Origin of the sequence: Francisella adeliensis (assembly GCF_003290445.1) — a bacterium.
GTDB classification, from domain to species: domain Bacteria; phylum Pseudomonadota; class Gammaproteobacteria; order Francisellales; family Francisellaceae; genus Francisella; species Francisella adeliensis.
In genome coordinates this window covers 474,860-495,900 of the sequence record NZ_CP021781.1, presented here as the reverse complement: position 1 = coordinate 495,900, position 21,041 = coordinate 474,860, and the positions used below count along the sequence as shown (strand labels likewise).

Below are 21,041 nucleotides of genomic sequence, written 5' to 3'. Positions count from 1 at the left end.
TCTGGATAGAACTTTAATCGTTATAACTTCAAATCATCAAGCTTATCAGCTGGAACTTCTTTCTCGACAGTTTTTACACTACCATTATTATTGGTTGTTTTAATAACCTTAGCCGTTTTACCATTTGAGTTTATAGTTATAGAGCTAGACTTCTTACTAACTTGGGTATTAGCTGTCGAACCACTACTAGGAATATTCGTAGAAATATCTGCATCAGCATCTATGCTATCCATCATTTTTTGAAAATGCTGTTGCATCTTTTGCTGCCTTTCTTGAAACCTTGCAAAGACTTTATCTACCATTCCTTGCTTACTAGCTTTTTCAACTGCTGTACCTTGTTCAATCCAACCAACTTGGCCCGTAGTTTTGTCTACTATTTCAACCCAGCTGTTTTTTACAAAAATAGCCTCATATTTAGGACTATTATTATCAATCCTAGCCACTTTTTTTGATGAGGTATCAGGTTTTTCATATACAGTATATGTTTCTGCAAAACCACTTGTTACTAAGCCTAAACCTAAAATTATCATAAGTGCCTTTTTCATAGTCTAATCTCCACTATCTTATTTAAGGAATTCAATTACAACATATAAAGTAATTTCTATTATTATTTTTTTCAAGATTTTTCATTGCGACTGATATAATTACTTTGATATCCATAAACAATACTTTTTTATGTCCGATAAGATAAATGTGCTAGTAGCTGATGATGATAAAGAAACTGCCAACTTCATAAAAACTAGGTTTGTAAGAAATAACATCAACGTAACTGTAGCTTATGATGGTAAAGAGGCTCTATTTCTGATAAACACTAATGAATACGATGTAATTGTTATTGATTGGATGATGCCTTATCTTGATGGTATTTCTCTACTTAAAATATTACGCAAACAACAAGTAACCACACCAGTCATAGTACTTAGCGCTCTTGACAGTACCGAAAATAAAATCACAGGTCTTACAGCTGGTAGTGATGATTACCTGACTAAGCCTTTTTCTATTGATGAATTGATGATTAGAGTAAATATTTTACACAATCGAACTAAGCAGTTATCACAGCCGACTACACATAAAATAACTTGTAATGATATAGTGCTTGATGAGTTAGCTCATGAAGTTCATCGTGATGGGATATTGATTCCGTTACAACAACGAGAGTACAAAGTTCTACACTTACTCCTAAAGCATCAAAATGAAGTTATTAGCAAAAATATGATTCTCAAAGAAGTATGGGACTATGATTTTGACCCTCAGACTAATGTTGTTGAAGTACACATTTCTAGGCTTCGTAACAAGCTCACCGAAAATGGTGGTGATGACCCAATAAAAACTGTAAGAGGCTTTGGCTATGTCATACAGGACCAATCATAACCAACCAATTCAACGACAATACATAATAAGCTCTAGTTTTAAAATGGCTATACTTTTCACAGTATTGCTTGCTATGAGTATAATATCTTGGGGCTATGTAATATATTCATCTGTAGGTAGTAAAATACTTGAGCATATCGTTCCACTAAGTATCGGAATATTTTCAACTTTAAGTGTAGTTATTATAAGCTTTGCTATAAGTGTCTTTGTTGTTAGAACTATTAACCACATATCAAGCTCTGCAGCATCTATTGTAAATACTGAAGATTTTAGTCGTCGAATTGAGACAATTTCTAACTGGGATGATTTAAGTAATCTATCAAACATGCTTAACATACTTTTTGGTAGTATCGATGCACTTTTAAACGACATAAAAAGTGTTACAGACAATATCGCACATGACTTAAAAACCCCTCTCACACGACTTAGAAACAAACTTGAAAGCATCCACGAAGCTAACCCAAACCAAGAGACACAAGAAGCTGTAGATGAGTGTGATAAGCTGTTAGAAATTTTTAACAGTCTACTTAGGCTAAATAGACTTGAGCATGGTCGTGAGAAACTTCAAAAAAAGCGTATAGAAATATCTCAACTTGCTAATGATGCCATAGAGCTCTACGCACCTGTTTTAGAAGACAAAAATATTTCCATAAAATCTCAAATTACTCATAAAAGCTTAAATGTCGATAAAAACTTAATATTTCAAAGCATAGTTAATATCTTAGATAATTGTTATAAATATGCTGGAGAGAATACTTATATTTCTATAAATGGATTTATAGAAGGCTCAAGTTATAATTTAGAAATCTCTGACTCAGGTAGTGGTATTAATTCTGCTAATATTGAGAAGATATTTGAAAGATTTTTTCGTGAAGATATCAGCCGAACTCAGTCTGGTAACGGACTAGGATTGGCTCTTGTTAAAAATATTATTGAACTACATGGTGGTAGCATAGAAGCTAAAGCGAATACACCTCATGGCCTAAGCATAATTATTAAGCTACCATTACATTAACAAACTTTAACTCGCCTTTTAATTGATTCATATTTATTATTCCTAATATAGTAAACATATATTACTTAAGTTATCATGGAAAAAATTGCAATTATTGGTAGTGGGATATCAGGCTTAGCCTCAGCATATCTTTTAAAAGATAAATTTGAAGTAATTTTGTATGAAAAAAATGACTACTTTGGTGGTCATGCTCGCACTTTAAATGTAAATGATACCCCTGTTGATACTGGGTTTATAGTTTTTAACCATGAGACTTATTACCACCTTACAAGATTTTTAAAGCATCTTGATGTACCTACGGCTAAAAGCAATATGTCTTTTGGTGTCTCAATTAAAAATGGTGCTTTAGAATATGGTTCAAATGCACTTTCAAGCTTAATAGCTCAAAAATCAAATTTACTAAAACCTAGTTTTTACAAGATGGTTAGGGATATTTTTAAATTTAATAAAATATCTAAGCAACACCTAAAGGATAAAACTCTTGATGAAAACATTAGTCTTGCAAACTACTTAGATACGCTAAAAGTTGGTAAATGGTTTAGAAACTACTATCTACTTGCCATGGGAGCTTGCATTTGGAGTACACCTCTAAAAAAAATGTATGAGTTCCCTGCTCTTAGTTTTATTAGATTTTTTAATAATCATGGATTGCTTACTGTAACAATGCCTGTCCAATGGTACACTGTCCAAGGTGGTAGCAAAACTTATGTTACTAAAGTTGTTGAAGAACTTAAAAAAAGTGGTGTAAAGTTTGAGTTTGGAGCATCTAAAGTTGTGCGTAATGAAGCTATCGAAATAACTTCCTCTGATAATGTGACTAAATATTTTGATAAAGTTATATTTGCTTGTCACTCTGATGAAGCTATTGAATTACTCGATAAACCAACTAGCGATGAAAATACTCTAGTCGGTGCAATCAAATATCAGCCAAATAAAGTGATATTACATACAGATAAAAATATAATGCCAAAGCGTAAAAAAGCTTGGTCAAGTTGGAATTATTTGAGTAAAGATTTAAATGACTCACGCAAAGTGGTTTCATTAAGCTATTGGATGAATAACCTACAGCCTTTAAATACCAGCACCGACTATTTTGTAACTGTAAACCCAGACCAAAAGCCAGATGCAAGTAAAATAATTAATGAACATAACTTCTCTCACCCAGTGTTTGATAAAAAAGCTATAGATGCTCAAGCTAAGATTCCAAGTATCCAAGGTGACAATAATACTTATTTCTGCGGAGCATATTTGCGTTATGGTTTCCATGAAGATGGTATACTTAGTGCAGTAAATGTCGCAAAAATATTAGGGGCTAATACTCCGTGGTAAAAAACTTTATTTTAAGTTCTGAAGTATTTCATAAAAGGCATCATCCAAAAGTTAATTCTTTTAAGTATAAATCTTATTATATCGTTTTAGATATGCTTGACTTACAATCAGACTCTAAATTTTTCAGCATCAATAAGCCTAATATATTTAGTTTTCATGACAAAGATCATGGTAATCGTGATGGCTCAAAAAGTGTTGATTGGGTGATAAACCTTCTTAATCAAAATAATCTAGAGTTTGATAATATTAAACTTGTAACAATGCCAAGAATTTTAGGTTATCTTTTCAATCCAGTAAGTTTTTGGCTCTGCTACCATCAAAACAAGCTTATTTCAGTAATTGCAGAAGTAAATAACACTTTCAAGGAAACACATAGCTATATTTGCCACAAAAATGGCGATGAAATATATGATAAATGCTGGTTTAAAGCAGAAAAGGACTTTCATGTATCACCTTTTTATCGAAGACAAGGGCACTATAAATTCAACTTTAAACTTAATTTTTCAGATAATGCTAAAAATCAAATCATTATAAACTACTATGATGATAAATTACAACTTGGTACATCTATCTCAGCTAACGCGAAAGAATTAGTCAGCTCAAACTTAATAAAACAATTTTTCAGATGTCCCATTTTAACTTTTAAAGTGATCTATTTAATACATTGGCAAGCTTTGAAAATTGTATTTAAGAAAATCAAATATATACCAAAACCCGAGCAAAAGAGTTTTAATATTTCTAAAGCAAAATATATTGAAAATAACCAAGCTGATAATTTCTAACTGAAGTTACAAACTTAATTCTTAATACTATTTAACCATTAAATCTATTTTATTAACAGCAGTTTATGTGTATATTCAAATCTAGGCAGATTATTAATTTTCTCAAAGGATAATTCAATGGATACCGAAAATGCAAAAAAAATGACTTTGTTCAGTGCTGTTTTAATTGGCGTAACATCTATGGTTGGCTCGGGTTGGCTATTTAGTGCTCAGCTCACTGCTAAAGCTGCTGGTAATTGGGCTTTTTTATCATGGAGTTTAGCTGCGATCATGATAATGATGGTTGGACTATGTTTGGCAAAAGTTGTCTCAGTATATCCTGTTAGGGGAGCTACCACTAGGTCAAGTGCATTATCACATAATAGTGTTTTCGCTATGCCTTTTGCTTTTGCGAACTGGTTTGGAATAGTCGTAATGATTTCAACAGAAGCCCAAGCAACTACTCAATACCTAGCAGGTTTGGAGAGCTTTCACGGGCTTATGCAAAATGGTGTAATGTCAAACTATGGAGTTATGCTTTCATTATCTATACTTATGATTTATCTTATAATAAATTTCTATGGAGTTAAACTTCTTGCAGGCGTGAATAATGGCATTACAATATTCAAAATGTTTGTTCCAGCAATTATTGTAATTATATTTTTAATATATGCATTCACTCATACAGGTAATCATCACAGCCTCATATCCACAGAAATTCCTAACAATAATTTCACAATATCAAATGCTCTAACAGCGATTGTAGCTGGTGGGTTAGTATACACATTTAATGGCTTTCAAATTGTAGTAGCCTATAGTAGTGAGATTAAAAATCCCTCTAGAAATGTTCCTCTTGCAATAATATTTTCTTTACTACTGGTACTTGTACTATATCTTGGACTTCAATATGCTTTTATGCAGGCTGTACCTCATGATTACCTAATTTCAAAAGGTGGTTGGGCTGGACTAGATTTTGAATCACCATTATTGCAAGTTGCAACACTTATTGGTCTTGGCTATATAGCTATATTACTAATTATTGATAGTATTATTAGTCCATCTGCTACGGGATATAGTTACCTAGGAGCATCTTCAAGAATGCTTTATGCTATGTCTGCAGAAGGCCAAATGCCTCGCTACTTTGCTAAATTAAACCAAAAAGTAAATATCTCTCGCAGAGCTCTTATTGCAAACTTCTTAATTTGTGCAGTTTTCCTAATATTTTCAGATAGCTGGGCTGCATTAATGCTAATAGTTACAGGTTTCAATATAATAGGTTATATGGCAGCTCCAGTGAGTATGGGTGCGATAGCTCCTAAAACGCGTATTTTTGGTGTGATAGTTTTTGTTCTATTAACAATGCTTCTAAATACTGTAGAGGTTGAAACAAATATTCATTTGAGCATCATATTAGTAGTTCTTATGACAATATTTGGTGCTTTTGAATTTCGTAGGATTGGATTAAAGAACCTCATGGTACTTGTAATGCCATTTATAATTTTTGTATGTATAGTTTCTCCTATGGACCACACTCTTTTTGAAGGATTAATTGGAGCTATATTTTACTTAATAGTTACAGATAGACGCTATGTGGCTTTCTGTAAAAAAACTGCTAATGCTGCCAACAAGATTGAAGATTAATACAGAACTACTACAATTACCTTTATTTATATTGATAATGTCACTAATATTGCTTGCTTTTATAAAACTATGAAAGAATAATCCAACAAATTAAGAAAATATTATTTTGAAGCTTCTAAAGCAATTTAGAACTTTGAATCATTTATAACCACAAATATTATCGTGTTTGTTTTTACTAAAGTTTTTATAAAACGCTTATGGTGCTTTTCAAAATAAATAGTAGTCTTAAAAAAATTGCTCACTTTGTAAAAAATAATAAATCACCTAAATTTTAACACACTAACTTAGGGTAGTATTTATACTATAAATGCTACTTAAACTTAGATATACTAAACTCAATACCTTTATTAATTACCTCTAGGTTTATGAAAGAAAATACTCTGTCTTTCTTAAAAGTATCCTATGGAAATATACTTGAATGGTACGATTTTTCATTATACATTTTTTTTGCAACATATATATCTTTAAACTTCTTTCCTTCTGATAGCCATCAACTGTCATTATTGTTGACTTTTTCAGTATTCTTTATCGGCACTATTATTAGACCTGTAGGTGCTTTAGTTATGGGTTATCTAGCAGATATCTTCTCATATACTTATGTCGTTAATGCTTGTACTATAGCAATGGGGATTTCTACAGTACTTATTGGATTAATTCCTAGTTACTCCGAGATAGGGATATTAGCCCCCATTTTACTTATAATATTTAGGATCATCCAGGGCTTATCTGTAGGTGGGCAGTTTCCAACATTAATAACACTAGGGGTAAGTGATTCCAAGAGAAAACCAGGCATTTCTGTAGGTTTGATCTTTTCAATTTCTTCAATGGGTTTCCTATTAGCTTCAATCGTTGGAGCAATCTCTGAATTATTATTTGAAAACCATAATCAGCTTATCTGGAGAGTACCTTTTATTTTTAGCGGTGTGCTTTTTGTTATATATTTATATATAAATAGAAATGAAAACCATATGCACCAACCAACTCACAAAGACAACCAGAGTGGATTATTTTTTTCTCTTAAAAACCAATATAGTCAGATAATTATTGTCTCATTAATTACATGTATGTGCGCATCTCTATACTATATGGTATTTACTTATTTAGTAAACTATCAAATAGAGTATTTGGATGCTTCTGAAAGCTATGCTTTATTACTCAATAGTTTTATACTATTGTTCGCATGTATATTATACCCATTATTTGGCTATTTGGCAGACAGGCTTGGTTACATGAAAGTATTCTATGTATCGTTAGTTCTGCTAGGTATAACTTTTTATCCACTAATAATGTTGCTTGAAGTTAATAACTTCATAGTAACTTTCTTTTCCATGCTGGTGTTTTGTGCCTTAATGGCTGCTATACAAGGCTCAGTATCTCCGTATTTTTCGTTAGTGTTTGATGAAAAGTGGCGAGCTACTGGGTGCGCTATTAGCTATAGTATTGGTAATGGTTTCAGTGGGGCAGCTCCATTGATTGCTAGTATCTTCACTGCAAAGTATGGTATTTCAGGACTAGGAATCTATACTTTGATTTTAATAATTGCTGGAATACTAGGCGCTATAGGAATATATAAAACTATGCGCTTGAACGTTATTTAATAAAATATTTTAGTTTATTTTCTATAATAGCTTTGACCCACTAGTAGACATCGTCTTTTTTTATAGCTTTCCATAGATCTTTTCAAATCTTCATAATCTAAGACTGACACCAAAAAAACTAAAAACTAAAGCCTTGTATTAAATACTTTTTTTGAAAAACGAAATCTCTGCTATAATAGTCCGCTATCTAATAAAATTAAAAGATTATTCTTATGTGGAAATATTCCCCTTTAAAAACGATTTTTATTCTTGGCCCAATGGTCTTCTCATTTGCATTAGCTATGGATATATATATGCCTGTATTACCAGAAATGCAAAAAGCATTACATACTTCTCAGCAAATGGTTCAAATCACATTATCTCTATTTCTCATCGTCACTGGTGTTGGACAACTTATATTAGGACCTCTATCTGATCAGTTTGGTAGATTTAAGATAGTCCTAATCTCATCAATTCTTTTTTTGTTTGGCTCAATACTATGTGCTATTTCAACATCCATCGATTTTTTGATATTTTCTAGAGTAATACAAGCTATAGGATGTTGTGGGCTTTCTGTATGTGCATTTGCAATAATTAGAGATGCTTTTTCCGGGAAAACTAGCTCTATGATTTATAGCCTTATAAATGCTATTATTTCGGTCTCTCCGATTGTTGGACCCTTAATTGGTGTACAATTAGCAACCCATTTTGAATGGAATTCTGCTTTTATACTACTATCTGCCATGGCTTCTATAGTTCTTCTAACTGTAATTTTTCTAGTTAAAGAAAGCTTACCTATAGAAAGACGCAAGAAAGTATCATGGAATGTCTTTCTAAGGTATTTTGAGGTTTTAAAATCACTACAGTTCTGGGCATACTCACTAACTGCTGTATCGGGAATGTCTGCATTCTTTATATTATTCTCAATGACTCCATATATTATCACTTATCTTGGGTTCCCTATATCTAAAATATACATAATGTTCGGCTCTGCTGGTGTAGCATTTTTATTTGGTTCATTATTTGCTGGAGGAATTGTGAATGCACTAGGTGTTCATAAAACTGCTTTACTTGGCGTAGTTTTAGTATTTATAGCAGGTTCACTATCGCTTGGGATATACCTTGTATATGGCTTAAGCTTATGGGGCTTTTTTGCACCTTGTTTTTTTGCAACATTTGGCTGTGCTTTAGTCGTAGGAACAGGTGCTAGTGGTGCTATGGAACCCTTCTATGAAATGGCTGGCGTGGCTGCGGCATTATTTGGTACTATGGAGTTTGCACTAAGTGGTGTTATAGGAAGTATAGCTATGCTTTTCCCTGCAACAAGCTCTCTTCCAATTGCCATAACAATGCTTCTAATGTCTAGCTTATCATTCATCTTATTGCTTCTGGTAAAAAATAAAGCCTAGAAAACTATAAGTATACTGCAAGATCTAGCGTTAATGTGTTCATATGCCTACCATCATAAAAACGCTGGTATGCATATTCTGGACCAAATAAAACATAATCATCAAAATATGCACGCTGAGCTGAAAATATTAACTGTTTTTCTATGCCTGTTTGGGCAAGACCATCTTGTAACGGACTAGCTGCTATACCCATAGGTATAGCAGCTGCATTATAGCTTTGCCCGTATGTTGCATTAAAGTTCGTACTTCTACCAGCAAGGCTTAAACTATAGTTTGTACCAACATACCAAGCCCCTGTTAACACATCATTACCATCACCATTAAAGTTATCTTTACCGGTTGTAGTCCCCCAACCAGTATTGATCTGAAAGACTCCTCCTCCAACAGTATAAGCTATGTTAGTATCAATATTAAAAACACCAACTGTTTTACCATCTGATACAACTGATTCAATAGTAAAGTTTTCCGCACCATTAAGATCATAAACATAACCGGCGTTGAAACCAACAGATAGACTGTCTGTCCAAGAGTCTGCATAAAAAAGACCTGTAGAAAAGTTTGCTTTTTTATCATCTGTACCAAAAACTGCTACACTTGCATTTAAAGTACTTGTCTTATAGTTTAATGAAATATTTGTTGCTCGCCCTGTACCAAGAAAACCTGCAACAGAGCCCGTTGATGATCCTCCTCCACCAATTGAAGCTACTGAAAGAGTACTCCTACCAACTGTTACAAAAAATGGTGATGCAGACATATTACCAAAAATAACAAATGCATTTCCGATAAAGAAGTTTTGTAGCTGATTTGTACTGACATCATATTCAGCTGTAACATAATCACCAAGATTAGATAAAAAGTACAGTCGTGATGAGGTCAAATAAATATTTTGCCCACTACCATTAAACGATGAGGTAGGTGTACCATCAAAATTCACCCTTGGGATATTATCCCCATACCAAGCCTGGGCGTCCATACCAATAAAGCCACCCAAAAATATTGAGTAATCGTCAAATTTTTCTTTTTGCGTTACTAAACTAGAGGCAAAAAGCTTTGATGGTAACATCCCTATAGGTATATTGTTATTACCAGAATAGGAACCCAAATAAGAAACCTCACCACGAGTTGTAATTGGTGCAGAATTAGAAACATCTACACCATCTCCATCACCAAATATATTATTCACACTATCTGTAAGATTTATTATATTTCCATCAACACTTATATTTTTCATAAGATCGATGTTTTTTAGTGCCCTTCTCTCTTTTAGTAACTGCTCAGTATTTTTATCATCAACAACAGAACTGTATGTATGCAAAGTGGGAGAGTTATTATCAGAATCAATCGTGTTTATTTCTTGTTGTAAATCTTGTATTTGCTCTTGTAATGCAATTATAGGGTTCTGTGAATCAATCTTTTCATCCCTAGCATACAACGATGACGAAGCTGAAAGGCATAGTAATAAAACTTTTGGCAAATGCTTCTTCATGTAAGATCTAGTTTATAAAATATAGAATAATTTTAGTCTATTATAATACTATGCTAGCATTTAATCTAATCTATTTTTTTAAAAGAAAAAACTACGCAACCAATATCAAATAAAGTAAAAGTATAAGCAATACATATATGATAGGAAAAATAATTCTAAAGAAAATATCAAGATTTCGGGCTGCTTTATCTTTGTTGAGTTTAACCAACCAATAAACTCCTAAACTTTCAACAATAGTTGAAAATAATATCGCAAAAGAAATAAGTAAAAAACCATCCACAAATGTAAAATAATCAATCCTCGGCATATCCCCTTCCACAAGGAATTGATATGCAATTACAGACAAAATCCCTATAAATGAAATATTCAATCTATCTGATAGAGCCTCTTTATTCATCCAAAAAATTGACCACATTGCTAACACAAGAAGTGTTAATGGCAATAATACTTTCCAAATAATATTCATTGGTTTTCTATCTAAAGATATTGTTAGCGTAAGCATTGAAATCTTATCTGAATGTCCATAGTATTGTTTAATTGGATCACTTACATTAAGCTTATAATCCTTGAGTCTCCATTCTGAAATATCAACTTGAGGGTTATTTCTTATATAATCCTTAACGAGAATCTGATACTTAGGATTAACCCTAAGTTGAACTTCACTATTTTCAAAACCAAAAGGTATCAAAAAACCTTTAAGATCCTGTTTATCAAATGGAAACTTCTGTAGAGCCATAGGTGTTTCTAACGTTAAAGTACGATGCTCTTTAAGTATTACATGCCCATCAGGATAAACCCTAACTTGTCTTTCTTTTATTTGAGGACTTCCCACTTCATTTATTATAGATACTTGTGGGCGCCAACCTTCATAGACTTCATCATATTGAAAATCACCCTGGTACAATTGATATTTTTTACCAACTTTTTGCTCATCATAAGCTAAACGAGAATCTTCCCATTCATACTGAAGTATCGCATCAACCTGAACCTGTTCATTTAACTCATCAAGGTTTTGAATATCTGTTATAAATGCTGTTACATCAATGATTGTTGGTGATGCTGGTGGTGGGTTTCCCGCATAGGACAGCGATGAAATCATAATAGATAAAGTCAGTACTATAAAGCTATATATTTTCATAATAATATTTTTTTAAGTTTAGTCCCTAAAATGAGTATACTAAACTCATATAGCCTTTCAAAGAGTTAAGCAAATATCTTTTATTACAAATGATACAGGTAGTTTCAAAAAGATATTGCTTGAACAATATCTAAAATAATCGAAATAAAAGGTCTCATTATTTGTGATAGTAAATTGCCTCCATTTAGGGGAATTATTATTAATGCAATTAATATCATAAAACCATACCTTTCGATACTATTATATTGAAAGGCCATTTTAGAGCTCATAAATGAAGAAACTACCTTACTGCCATCTAATGGAGGAATAGGTAAAAGATTTAATACCATCAATACGATATTTATCATTACCCCATAAAGTGCCATAGTTGATACATAAGCATGTAAGTCTATATGATTGTAAACAGCAGCCCAAATTACAGCCATAAGAAAATTTGCCATTGGGCCTGCTAGAGCTACTAAAGCCATATCTAATCGTGGTTTTTTAAGCTGCCTATAATCAACAGGCACAGGCTTAGCCCAACCAAAAACAAATGGAAAGCCTGTAGAAAGTGTTGATAGGAGCATCACCCCTGGAACTAAAATAGTACCTACTAAATCAATATGTGATACTGGGTTTAATGTTACTCGACCAAGCTTATATGCAGTACTATCTCCTCGTAATTTAGCAACTAAGCCATGCGCTGCTTCATGTAAAGTAATTGCAAATATAAGAGGAATACCAAACATCAGTAGAGTTATGAGTATTTGATACACATCCATAAGATATCTCTATTTTTTGTTTTATTATACTAAAAATTTTTAAACTTATTTTTTATTTTTTCAGCCAAACAGGTTGTGTTGTAATATCTGCTATGCTATAAATTATATTGCTTAAGGCAAAAAACTTTTAAAAGTTTACATTTTAAACTATAAACTATATGAGGATTTAAACTATGAAAAAAATTATTGCAACAATTATTGCGGTTAGCTTATTAGCTTCATGTGTCAGTACTTATAAGCCTATACCTCAAGACAATAATCAAACAGCTAGCGAAGCAAGCTAAAGGGAGATTGATATGAAAAAAATAGCCGTAATCGTACTATGTTCAATGGCTTTAATGTCATGTGTTACATCTAATAAATGTGCAACAGCTACAGATGCTCAAGGAAATAAATATCTTGATAAAAATAGTTGTACTCAACAAACTTATTTAGCTGGTTTAATTCCTGTCGGTTAAATAATTTTTCTTCTAATTTTCTACGGACCATATATTTATAGTAACTTAAAATAAAAATATGGGATAACTTTTCATAGCACTATATCAAAAGTACAGCAAACGTATTGTTATCTTGCCTACCTGCTAAATATTAAATCAGAATTTATTTAAACCCTATATCTGAAAACTATTTTTTATCATAATTAGCTTTATTTAGTTAACTCTTTTTTAAAATATTTTCTTATAAAAATTGCACTAACCTAACACAAAAATTAAAGTAAAAAATCTGCTGTATAAAAGCTTGAGAGAGCTTTTACAACGTGTATTATAAGAGACTCATGCGAATTAAATAATGGAGGGCTTGGATATGGCAAATCAATATACAGGCAATTTTGAACAAATCATAACACGAAAATTTAACTGCTCCGCAAAAGAAGCTCTTTTAATATGTCAGTCAAAAGGACTAAGCTATGAAGATGCTGAAGAATTTTTAGGTTTTAAGCATGTAACTATCAGAAAATGGGCTAAACGACTTGATGTTAAACTTTCACCAACATCAAAAACATACAAATCTGAAAATATCTCTAATAAAGGGACTGAATATATAAGAAACTGTAAATCTAAAACGCTGAGCGCTAAAAACTTACTTAGTAAATGTTGGATAAATATGAGTCTTTACTCTACTATTAAAGCCAAATCCTGATTAACCTGAACTACAGAATCTTTTTCATCAAACTGAAATTTTATTTTATTATTAGGTGCTAAAAAAATCACAGTTGAACCAAAGTTAAACAAGCCAATTTCTTCTCCTTTTTTATAATCTAACTGAAATTTATCACAATCATATGACCACTCTTGTACTCGATTATAGTAGTTAGGTGCAATTTTTCCATGCCATTTAGTTTCTATTCCAGCAACTAATAAAGCACCAACAAAAATCACAGCCACTTCGCCTATAGCAGTTTCAAAATAGCAAACTAGTCGCTCATTTTTCGCAAATAAACTATTTATATTATTTGCTGTAGTCTTATTAACAGAAAAGAGCTTACCTGGTATGTAGACCATTTTAGTGAGTTTACCATCTATTGGCATATGAACACGATGATAATCTCTTGGAGATAAATACACTGTCGCAAAATCCGTAAACTTTGTCTCAGAACTACCTGCGACAAGAGACTCTAAAGAGAAATCTTTTCCTTTAGCTTGAATCAATGTATTATTTTCAATTTTACCAAACTCACTCAAAACACCATCTGCTGGTGAACTGATCGTATTTGAGTCAATATTTAACGGTCTAAGACCATCTTTCAACTCTCTTATAAAAAACTCATTAAAGCTTGCATAATCATCAAGATTTGATGACTTAGCCTCTTCAATATTTATATTAAACTTTTTTATTGCTAGCTTTATCAAGTAATTTTTTAAAGCCTTATTTCTAGACTCCGCCAACTTACTAACTAACCGAGAAGTTACAGCTTGTGGGATCATATACTGAAAATATATAAATAAATCATCTTTCATAATTGTTTTACTCAAAAATATTACAATTTGGTTTGTGATATTTAGTATATCACTGTGTTATAATATTTAGCCAACTTAATTGGCAAATATCTTTTAATGAAAAACATAGTCAAAACATTAATTTTGATAAATTTTATTGCCTTAATACAAGGCTGCTCATCCAATAATGTTGAGAATGACTTCACCTATGAAAGTCTTACTGACACTGTTGATGGAACACCTTTCAGAAATAGAAAGTTTGATTACGCAAGAGCAAAGGTTGAAGAAGCTCCATCCTTAAAGATACCTGTAGGTCTTAATGGTCAGTCAATAAAACCAAGATTCAAACTACCAAGTGGTAACAATAATTTTGCTAAATCTCAGGTTCCTGAAGCAGAAGAAGAAATGTTACCTCCTAACTATGTTGATAAATTTGACATAAATAAAATTATTAATGAGCAAATATCTAAAGTTGCTATAAATGTTGTCTATGATGATAAGGGAGCTTTAAAACTTGTTTTCCGTGAGCCATTAACCATATCCATCAAGCTACTAGATGAGTATTTTGAAGGCCTCCCTAAACAATTTAAGATTAATTCCGAAACAGATAAAATGCTTTCTGGACATATTATCTCAGTCAGAGATATCCAGAATAAACAAATATTCAATATTAAAGTAAGAAAAATTGATAATCTATCTAGTTTGGTTACCGTAATTTCAGTGCTTGAAGAAGATGGAGATACCATTGTTCCTGACCATATAAATCAAGGGGTTAAACTTTTAAATGGTGTAAGAAAATCTATAAATGGTAAATCCATATCAACTGGAGATCTAAAATCTGTGGAGCAAACCACACGACAGGTAGCTGTTCAAGATAGTCAACCGAAAAAGAAATCTAGTCTGGGAGGATTATCAGGATCTGCCGGATCATTTGGGTTTGGTTCATATGATAGAGCAATTAAACAAGATAAAGAAAACCAGATAAGCAACTCTCAAACAGCAGATTATCAAAATATTACAGCACCTTCTTCTGGAAGTAGTGTTTATGATAGTAATGCAGAGGCTCAGGTCTTAAATACCGAAGCTCAAGCTCTAAGTACAGGTAAGTCTTCTTAATATGTATAATTTAGCTGTTTTTGTTGGTCGATTCCAACCGTTCCATAAAGGCCATCTTCATAACGTTATAGAAGCTTTAAATGTTAGCGAGAAATTGCTAATAATTATTGGAAGCTCATTTAATTCTCCTAATATCAAAAACCCCTTTTCTTTTGAACAAAGAAAAAAAATGATCAAAGAAGATTTAAAATATTCTTCTATTGACTTAAATCAAATAAAAATAGAGCCTTTAGCTGATTACTTTTATCAAGAAGAGAAATGGGAACAAGCTCTGCGCAATAATGTATCAAAGCACTCAGACCCAAAAGATAAAGTTGCAATTATTGGGCATGATAAAGATGAGTCGAGCTATTATTTAAAAAGTTTTAGTGAATGGGGATTTGTCCCTGTTACAAACTACAAAAATTATAATGCCACAGACTTCAGGCAAAAATTCTATCAAGGCAATATCTTAATTGAGTATATGTGTGCTAATACAAACGAGTATGGAACACATAAATTTTTATCAGCCTTTCTAAAAACAGATGCTTACAATGATTTGATTACAGAAAACCAGTATGTTATCGAATATAAAAAATCATGGCAAAATGCTCCCTACAAACCTAATCTAGTTACTGTAGATGCCTTAGTTATGGTTAACAATCATATATTACTAGTTCAAAGAAAAAACTCCCCAGGGAAAAATCAATGGGCGATGCCTGGTGGATTTTTAGAGTGTCATGAAACCATTTTATCTGCAATATTAAGAGAGCTAAAAGAAGAAACAAGTATAGAACTAACTATAGAACAACTTGAATTGGCAAAAAACTCCCAAGAAGTATTTGACTATCCTTCTCGATCTGTCCGAGGTCGTACTATAAGCCATGCCGCTATATTTATCTTAGATGAATGGCCTGACTTACCAAATGTTAAGGCAGCTGATGATGCAAAAGATGTCAAATGGTTTTCTCTTGCAACAATCACCACACAAATGTATGATAAAATGTTAGAAGATCATTATCAAATGATTAATGTTTTATTAGAAAGATGTAATAGAAATATATAAGGGGATCTCATGGGATTATCAGTAGTGATTTTAGCGGCTGGAAAAGGCTCTAGAATGAATTCAAACAAGCCAAAAGTACTACAAACACTAGCAGCGAAAACGCTTATTGAAAGAGTCGTTGAGAGTGTTGAAAAGCTCAATGCCGACAACATTATCGTTGTAACTGGCCACTTAAAAGAACAAGTTGAAGTTGCCTTATCCGGACACAACATAACATTTGTTCATCAAACAGAGCAGCTCGGAACAGGTCATGCTGTACTGCAAGCATTACCTCATCTTGAAGAGCAAAAAGTCTTAATTCTATATGGTGATGTCCCACTTATATCTTCAGAAGTTTTAGATAATCTTGTAAAAACCACACATGATGATGGTCTTGGTATTTTAACAGCGTTTATGGATAATCCAACTGGTCTTGGTAGAATAGTTAGAGATAAGTTCGGGGCAGTTTCAGATATTATTGAAGAGAAAGATGCTACTGATGCACAGAAACAAATTAAAGAGATAAATACGGGTATTTACTGTGCACACAAAACTAGCCTTACTAAGTGGCTACCAAACCTAAACTCAAACAATGCTCAAAATGAGTATTACTTAACAGACATCGTTAGGTTTGCAAAAGATGATTCTTTATCAATAAATGTTTCACACCCTATTAATGAGTTTGAGATTCTAGGGGTAAATGATCGCATGCAATTAGCAAACCTTGAGCGAGTTTGGCAAAGAAATGTTGCTGAAAAAATCATGGCTCAAGGTGTGAGTATTGCTGACCCTAATAGGTTTGATGTTAGAGGTGATTTGCGTGTAGGAAAAGATTGTTGGATTGACATTAATGTTATTGCAAAAGGCAATGTTAAAATAGGCAATAATGTTGTAATTGGTGCAAACTGTATTTTAAAGAACTGTACTATAGAAGATAATGTAAAAATAAAAGCAAATAGTATGGTTGATGGCTCTATAATTAGAAATGGTGCTATAGTTGGACCATTTGCTAGAATTAGACCAGAATGTGATATAAAAGAAAATGCGGTAATTGGCAATTTTGTTGAAACAAAAAAAACCACAGTTGGTAAAGGCTCAAAAGCATCTCACTTAACGTATCTAGGGGATGCCGAGATTGGTGAGTTCTGCAATATAGGCGCTGGTGTTATTACTTGTAATTATGATGGCATTAATAAACATAAAACCTCTATAAAAGATGAGGCATTTATTGGTTCTGACTCACAATTAATTGCTCCTGTTACTATTGGCAAAGGGGCTTTTGTTGGTGCAGGATCGACAATAGCTAAAGATGTTCCAGATCAACAACTAGCGGTGTCTAGAGCAAGACAAAGACATATTGAAAGCTGGGATAAACCCGTAAAGAAGACTAATAAGTAATTTAAAAGTAAGGAATAGATATGTGCGGAATAGTTGGAGCAAACTCAACCAGAAATGTCACAAACATTTTAATTGAGGGCTTAAAAAAACTTGAGTATCGTGGTTATGATTCAGCAGGGCTAGCTATTTTAAACAAAAAAATAGAGATCTGTAAAGAAGTTGGCAAAGTAGTTGAATTGGAAAAATCTGTCAATAAGAAAGATAGTTTTGTTGGGAATATTGGTATAGCTCACACACGTTGGGCAACACATGGCAAACCATCTCAAGCTAATTCACACCCACATAGATCTGAAAAATTTTGTATAGTTCATAATGGTGTTATCGAAAACTTTGAAGAGTTAAAAAACTCACTCAAAACAGATGGATATAACTTTGTCTCAGATACTGATACTGAAGTTGTTGTTCATTTATTAGATAGAGATTGGGATGATAATAAATCAATAATAGAGAACCTTTCAATCATCACAAAAAATTTAAAAGGTGCTTATGCTTTAGCAGTAATTTCTGAAAAATTTCCAGATAAAATAGTTGCTATAAGATCTGGATCACCTTTAGTGATTGGCTTAGGTATTGATGAAAACTTTATATCTTCTGATGCCCTTTCGTTACTTCCTGTTACAAATAAATTCGCATACCTTGATGAAGGTGATGTTGCTATTGTTGAAAAAAATAATGTAAAAGTATTTGATAATAATGGGATCTCTAAAACATTAGAACCAGAAGAATATAACTACAGCTCTGGTAGCGTCACAAAAGATGGTTATAAACACTATATGCTCAAAGAAATATATGAGCAGCCAGAAGCCGTTTCTAACACCATAGCAGCGAATTTAAATAGTGATGGTCAACTATCTTTAGAAAATTTTAACAAAAGTACTATTAACCTTCTAGAAAAGACTAAACATATTTGTATAGTTGCATGTGGTACTAGCTATAATGCAGGACTAACTGCCAAATACTGGTTAGAGAAATATGCAAAAGTTTCTTGTAGCGTTGAAATAGCAAGTGAACTTAGGTATCGTGACAATGTTGTAGTTGATGACTCACTTTTTGTAAGTATTTCTCAATCAGGTGAAACCGCCGATACTTTAGAATCTTTACGCAAAAGTAAAAAACAAAACTACATAGGTAGTATGTGTATTTGCAATGTGCCAAATAGCTCACTTGTAAGAGAGTCTGATATTTCATTTATGACAAAAGCTGGTGTTGAAATAGGTGTAGCCTCAACTAAAGCTTTTACTACTCAACTTGTAGCTTTAGCAATGTTTAGCTTAACTGTCGCACGCATTAAAGAAGTTTTGACCGAAGAATGTATTTCTGAACATATGAATGAAATTAAGAATATTCGTTCTTTGATAATGGGATCACTGAAACTAGACTCAGAGATTGATGAAATTAGTGAGTACTTTGCTGATAAAGAACATACTCTATTTCTAGGTAGAGGTCTTTATTATCCAATCGCAGTAGAAGGATCTCTAAAGCTTAAAGAGATTTCATATATCCATGCTGAGGCATACCCTTCAGGTGAGCTTAAACATGGCCCTCTTGCTCTTGTAGACAAGAGTATGCCTATAGTTGCTGTAGTACCTAATGATAACTTGCTTGATAAAACCTTATCAAACCTGCAAGAAGTTCATGCACGAGGAGGCAAATTAATTCTATTTGTTGATTCTGCTATAAAACATAGGGTGAACTTTGATAACAGTATTGTATTAGAAATTAATGCTGGTGGTGACTTTAGTGCTCCTGTAGTATTTACCATTCCACTACAACTACTTTCATATCATGTAGCCATTATCAAAGGGACGGATGTTGATCAACCCCGTAACCTAGCCAAATCTGTAACAGTAGAATAGTGATTAGGATTTCAGATAATATTTGTTTAGAAAAACTTTCATTAACTGATGCAGATAAAATTTTTCAATTGGTTGAAGAAAATAGAGAGACACTTCATTATCTAGACTGGGTTAGTAATGTTAGATGTGTAATATTCGCTCAAGAATATATATCTAAGCGAATACTAAATACAAGTGTAAATTCTGAATGGTTCAAGATAACCTTAAATGGCAAAGTTGTTGGAGTTTTTGGTATAAAGTATATTTGTTATGATAGGTCCGAATCAGAGATTGGCTATTGGTTAGCTAAGAAAGCACAGGGTTATGGTGTTATTTCTCAATCTATAAATTCAATTAAAAAACATTTAAGAAAGAAAAGAATTAAAACAATAAAAATCTCTTGTATTAGTGAAAATAAGAATGCTATTGCTGTGGCCATTAGAGCTGAAGGTGTTAGAGTTAATGTCGTGAAAAATTATAAATCTATAAATGGAAAAACATTTAATTTAAATGTATATTCTATAAGAGTGTAGGCACAATCTATTTAGTTAATTTATATAATCAATTCGATATATATAAGGTGAAATTATGAATTTTAATAAATCTCTTTCACATGAAGATGTACATCTTCAGATAATGACAAAAGGTGATTTTAATAGGTTATTTGCTGTTGCTAAAGACCCTGAAATTTGGGATCAACATAATGATAAAGAACGATACAAACTAAATGGATTTAAGGAGTTTTTCGATAGTGGAATAAATAATCTTCAAAACTGTTATTTGATATTCTATAAAGATGATTTGGTTGGATCTACAAGATATTATGAATATGATACAAAAAAATCATCGTTAAAAATAGGCTTTACATTTTATGCAAAAGAATATTGGGGTACAAGTTTAAATAGAAAAGTTAAAAAACTAATGCTAGATTATGCTTTTAGATTTATTGATAATGTTCTTTTTGATGTATGGCCTGAAAATTTTCGCTCACAAAAAGCCGTTCAAAAGCTATGTGCTAAACTGTATAAAATAGATAAAAATAAAGAAAAGTATACCTTCATATTAAGTAAGGAAGTTTGGAAAGGTATTCATAACTAAAAAACCTTTATCAAAACAGTTTATTTAAAAACTAGTCGTCAATACTTCTGTTTTAAAGCATGTAAATAAGTACTTTATGTATACAAGGTTAATGATCTAATATATAAAACAGAAAGTTATAAAAAGAAGAATTATTAGAATATAG

The 21,041-nt window shown here is 32.3% G+C and carries 20 protein-coding genes; 15 read left to right on the top strand and 5 right to left on the bottom strand.

The annotated features are described in order from the left end of the window. Nucleotides 1-20: 20 nt before the first annotated feature. Nucleotides 21-545, bottom strand: coding sequence for a hypothetical protein (locus CDH04_RS02470; protein WP_112869518.1), 525 nt, complete (start codon nt 543-545; stop codon nt 21-23). A gap of 130 nt (nt 546-675) precedes the next feature. On the opposite strand from CDH04_RS02470, the gene bfpR reads away from it, so the two are divergent. The 7 genes from bfpR (at nt 676) to CDH04_RS02435 (ending at nt 9,103) form a co-directional block, all read left to right on the top strand. Continuing rightward, nucleotides 676-1,371 (top strand): two-component system response regulator BfpR, encoded by a 696-nt coding sequence (gene bfpR / locus CDH04_RS02465; RefSeq protein WP_112869517.1) that lies wholly within the window; start codon nt 676-678, stop codon nt 1,369-1,371. After that, complete coding sequence (locus CDH04_RS02460) at nt 1,349-2,386, top strand: sensor histidine kinase (protein ID WP_234393397.1); 1,038 nt, start codon at nt 1,349-1,351, stop codon at nt 2,384-2,386. Before bfpR ends, CDH04_RS02460 begins: the two co-directional genes overlap by 23 nt. A gap of 75 nt (nt 2,387-2,461) precedes the next feature. After that, nucleotides 2,462-3,715, top strand: coding sequence for an NAD(P)/FAD-dependent oxidoreductase (locus CDH04_RS02455; protein ID WP_112869515.1), 1,254 nt, complete (start codon nt 2,462-2,464; stop codon nt 3,713-3,715). Then, nucleotides 3,709-4,497, top strand: coding sequence for a DUF1365 domain-containing protein (locus CDH04_RS02450; RefSeq protein WP_112869514.1), 789 nt, complete (start codon nt 3,709-3,711; stop codon nt 4,495-4,497). Before CDH04_RS02455 ends, CDH04_RS02450 begins: the two co-directional genes overlap by 7 nt. A gap of 117 nt (nt 4,498-4,614) precedes the next feature. After that, entirely contained in the window at nt 4,615-6,117 is a 1,503-nt protein-coding gene (locus CDH04_RS02445; RefSeq protein ID WP_112869513.1) for an APC family permease, read from the top strand. Nucleotides 6,118-6,482: 365 nt separating this feature from the next. Further along, the gene (locus CDH04_RS02440) at nt 6,483-7,715 is read left to right on the top strand and encodes an MFS transporter (RefSeq protein ID WP_112869512.1); all 1,233 of its coding nucleotides are present in this window, start codon (nt 6,483-6,485) and stop codon (nt 7,713-7,715) included. A gap of 212 nt (nt 7,716-7,927) precedes the next feature. Continuing rightward, nucleotides 7,928-9,103: a multidrug effflux MFS transporter gene (locus CDH04_RS02435; RefSeq protein ID WP_112869511.1), complete on the top strand. Its 1,176-nt coding sequence runs from the start codon at nt 7,928-7,930 to the stop codon at nt 9,101-9,103. Nucleotides 9,104-9,107: 4 nt separating this feature from the next. Here CDH04_RS02435 and CDH04_RS02430 read toward each other — a convergent pair whose 3' ends face one another. The 3 genes from CDH04_RS02430 to CDH04_RS02420 form a co-directional block, all read right to left on the bottom strand. Next, the gene (locus CDH04_RS02430) at nt 9,108-10,589 is read right to left on the bottom strand and encodes a DUF3573 domain-containing protein (protein ID WP_112869510.1); all 1,482 of its coding nucleotides are present in this window, start codon (nt 10,587-10,589) and stop codon (nt 9,108-9,110) included. 91 nt (nt 10,590-10,680) lie between these two features. After that, nucleotides 10,681-11,730 (bottom strand): ligand-gated ion channel, encoded by a 1,050-nt coding sequence (locus CDH04_RS02425; protein ID WP_112869509.1) that lies wholly within the window; start codon nt 11,728-11,730, stop codon nt 10,681-10,683. Between the two features lie 101 nt (nt 11,731-11,831). Continuing rightward, nucleotides 11,832-12,488, bottom strand: coding sequence for a site-2 protease family protein (locus CDH04_RS02420; protein ID WP_112869508.1), 657 nt, complete (start codon nt 12,486-12,488; stop codon nt 11,832-11,834). Between the two features lie 296 nt (nt 12,489-12,784). Here CDH04_RS02420 and CDH04_RS09850 point away from each other — a divergent pair, with 296 nt between their 5' ends. Beyond that, nucleotides 12,785-12,946 carry a hypothetical protein gene (locus tag CDH04_RS09850; protein WP_174208881.1) on the top strand — a complete coding sequence of 54 codons (162 nt, stop codon included), beginning with the start codon at nt 12,785-12,787 and terminating at the stop codon, nt 12,944-12,946. 346 nt (nt 12,947-13,292) lie between these two features. Further along, on the top strand, nt 13,293-13,628 hold the full coding sequence (fevR, locus tag CDH04_RS02415) for a transcriptional regulator FevR (RefSeq protein WP_112870868.1): 336 nt from the start codon (nt 13,293-13,295) through the stop codon (nt 13,626-13,628). Here the strand turns inward: fevR and asd are convergent. Then, nucleotides 13,601-14,446, bottom strand: coding sequence for an archaetidylserine decarboxylase (gene asd / locus CDH04_RS02410; protein WP_112869507.1), 846 nt, complete (start codon nt 14,444-14,446; stop codon nt 13,601-13,603). The two genes, fevR and asd, sit on opposite strands and share 28 nt — an antisense overlap. A 96-nt stretch (nt 14,447-14,542) precedes the next feature. On the opposite strand from asd, the gene CDH04_RS02405 reads away from it, so the two are divergent. From CDH04_RS02405 to CDH04_RS02380, 6 genes are read left to right on the top strand one after another with little or no spacing between them, the layout of a single operon-like run. Beyond that, nucleotides 14,543-15,541, top strand: a complete 999-nt coding sequence (locus CDH04_RS02405; RefSeq protein WP_112869506.1) for a hypothetical protein — start codon at nt 14,543-14,545, stop codon at nt 15,539-15,541. Between the two features lies 1 nt (nt 15,542). Next, nucleotides 15,543-16,586, top strand: a complete 1,044-nt coding sequence (locus CDH04_RS02400) for a bifunctional nicotinamide-nucleotide adenylyltransferase/Nudix hydroxylase (protein ID WP_112869505.1) — start codon at nt 15,543-15,545, stop codon at nt 16,584-16,586. Nucleotides 16,587-16,595: 9 nt separating this feature from the next. After that, entirely contained in the window at nt 16,596-17,963 is a 1,368-nt protein-coding gene (gene glmU, locus CDH04_RS02395; RefSeq protein ID WP_112869504.1) for a bifunctional UDP-N-acetylglucosamine diphosphorylase/glucosamine-1-phosphate N-acetyltransferase GlmU, read from the top strand. A 20-nt stretch (nt 17,964-17,983) separates the two neighbouring features. Next, nucleotides 17,984-19,819 (top strand): glutamine--fructose-6-phosphate transaminase (isomerizing), encoded by a 1,836-nt coding sequence (gene glmS, locus CDH04_RS02390; RefSeq protein WP_112869503.1) that lies wholly within the window; start codon nt 17,984-17,986, stop codon nt 19,817-19,819. Further along, complete coding sequence (locus tag CDH04_RS02385; RefSeq protein ID WP_162699185.1) at nt 19,819-20,331, top strand: GNAT family N-acetyltransferase; 513 nt, start codon at nt 19,819-19,821, stop codon at nt 20,329-20,331. The genes glmS and CDH04_RS02385 overlap by 1 nt, the downstream gene beginning before the upstream one ends. Before the next feature lie 55 nt (nt 20,332-20,386). After that, on the top strand, nt 20,387-20,896 hold the full coding sequence (locus tag CDH04_RS02380) for a GNAT family N-acetyltransferase (protein WP_112869501.1): 510 nt from the start codon (nt 20,387-20,389) through the stop codon (nt 20,894-20,896). Nucleotides 20,897-21,041 lie beyond the last annotated feature (145 nt).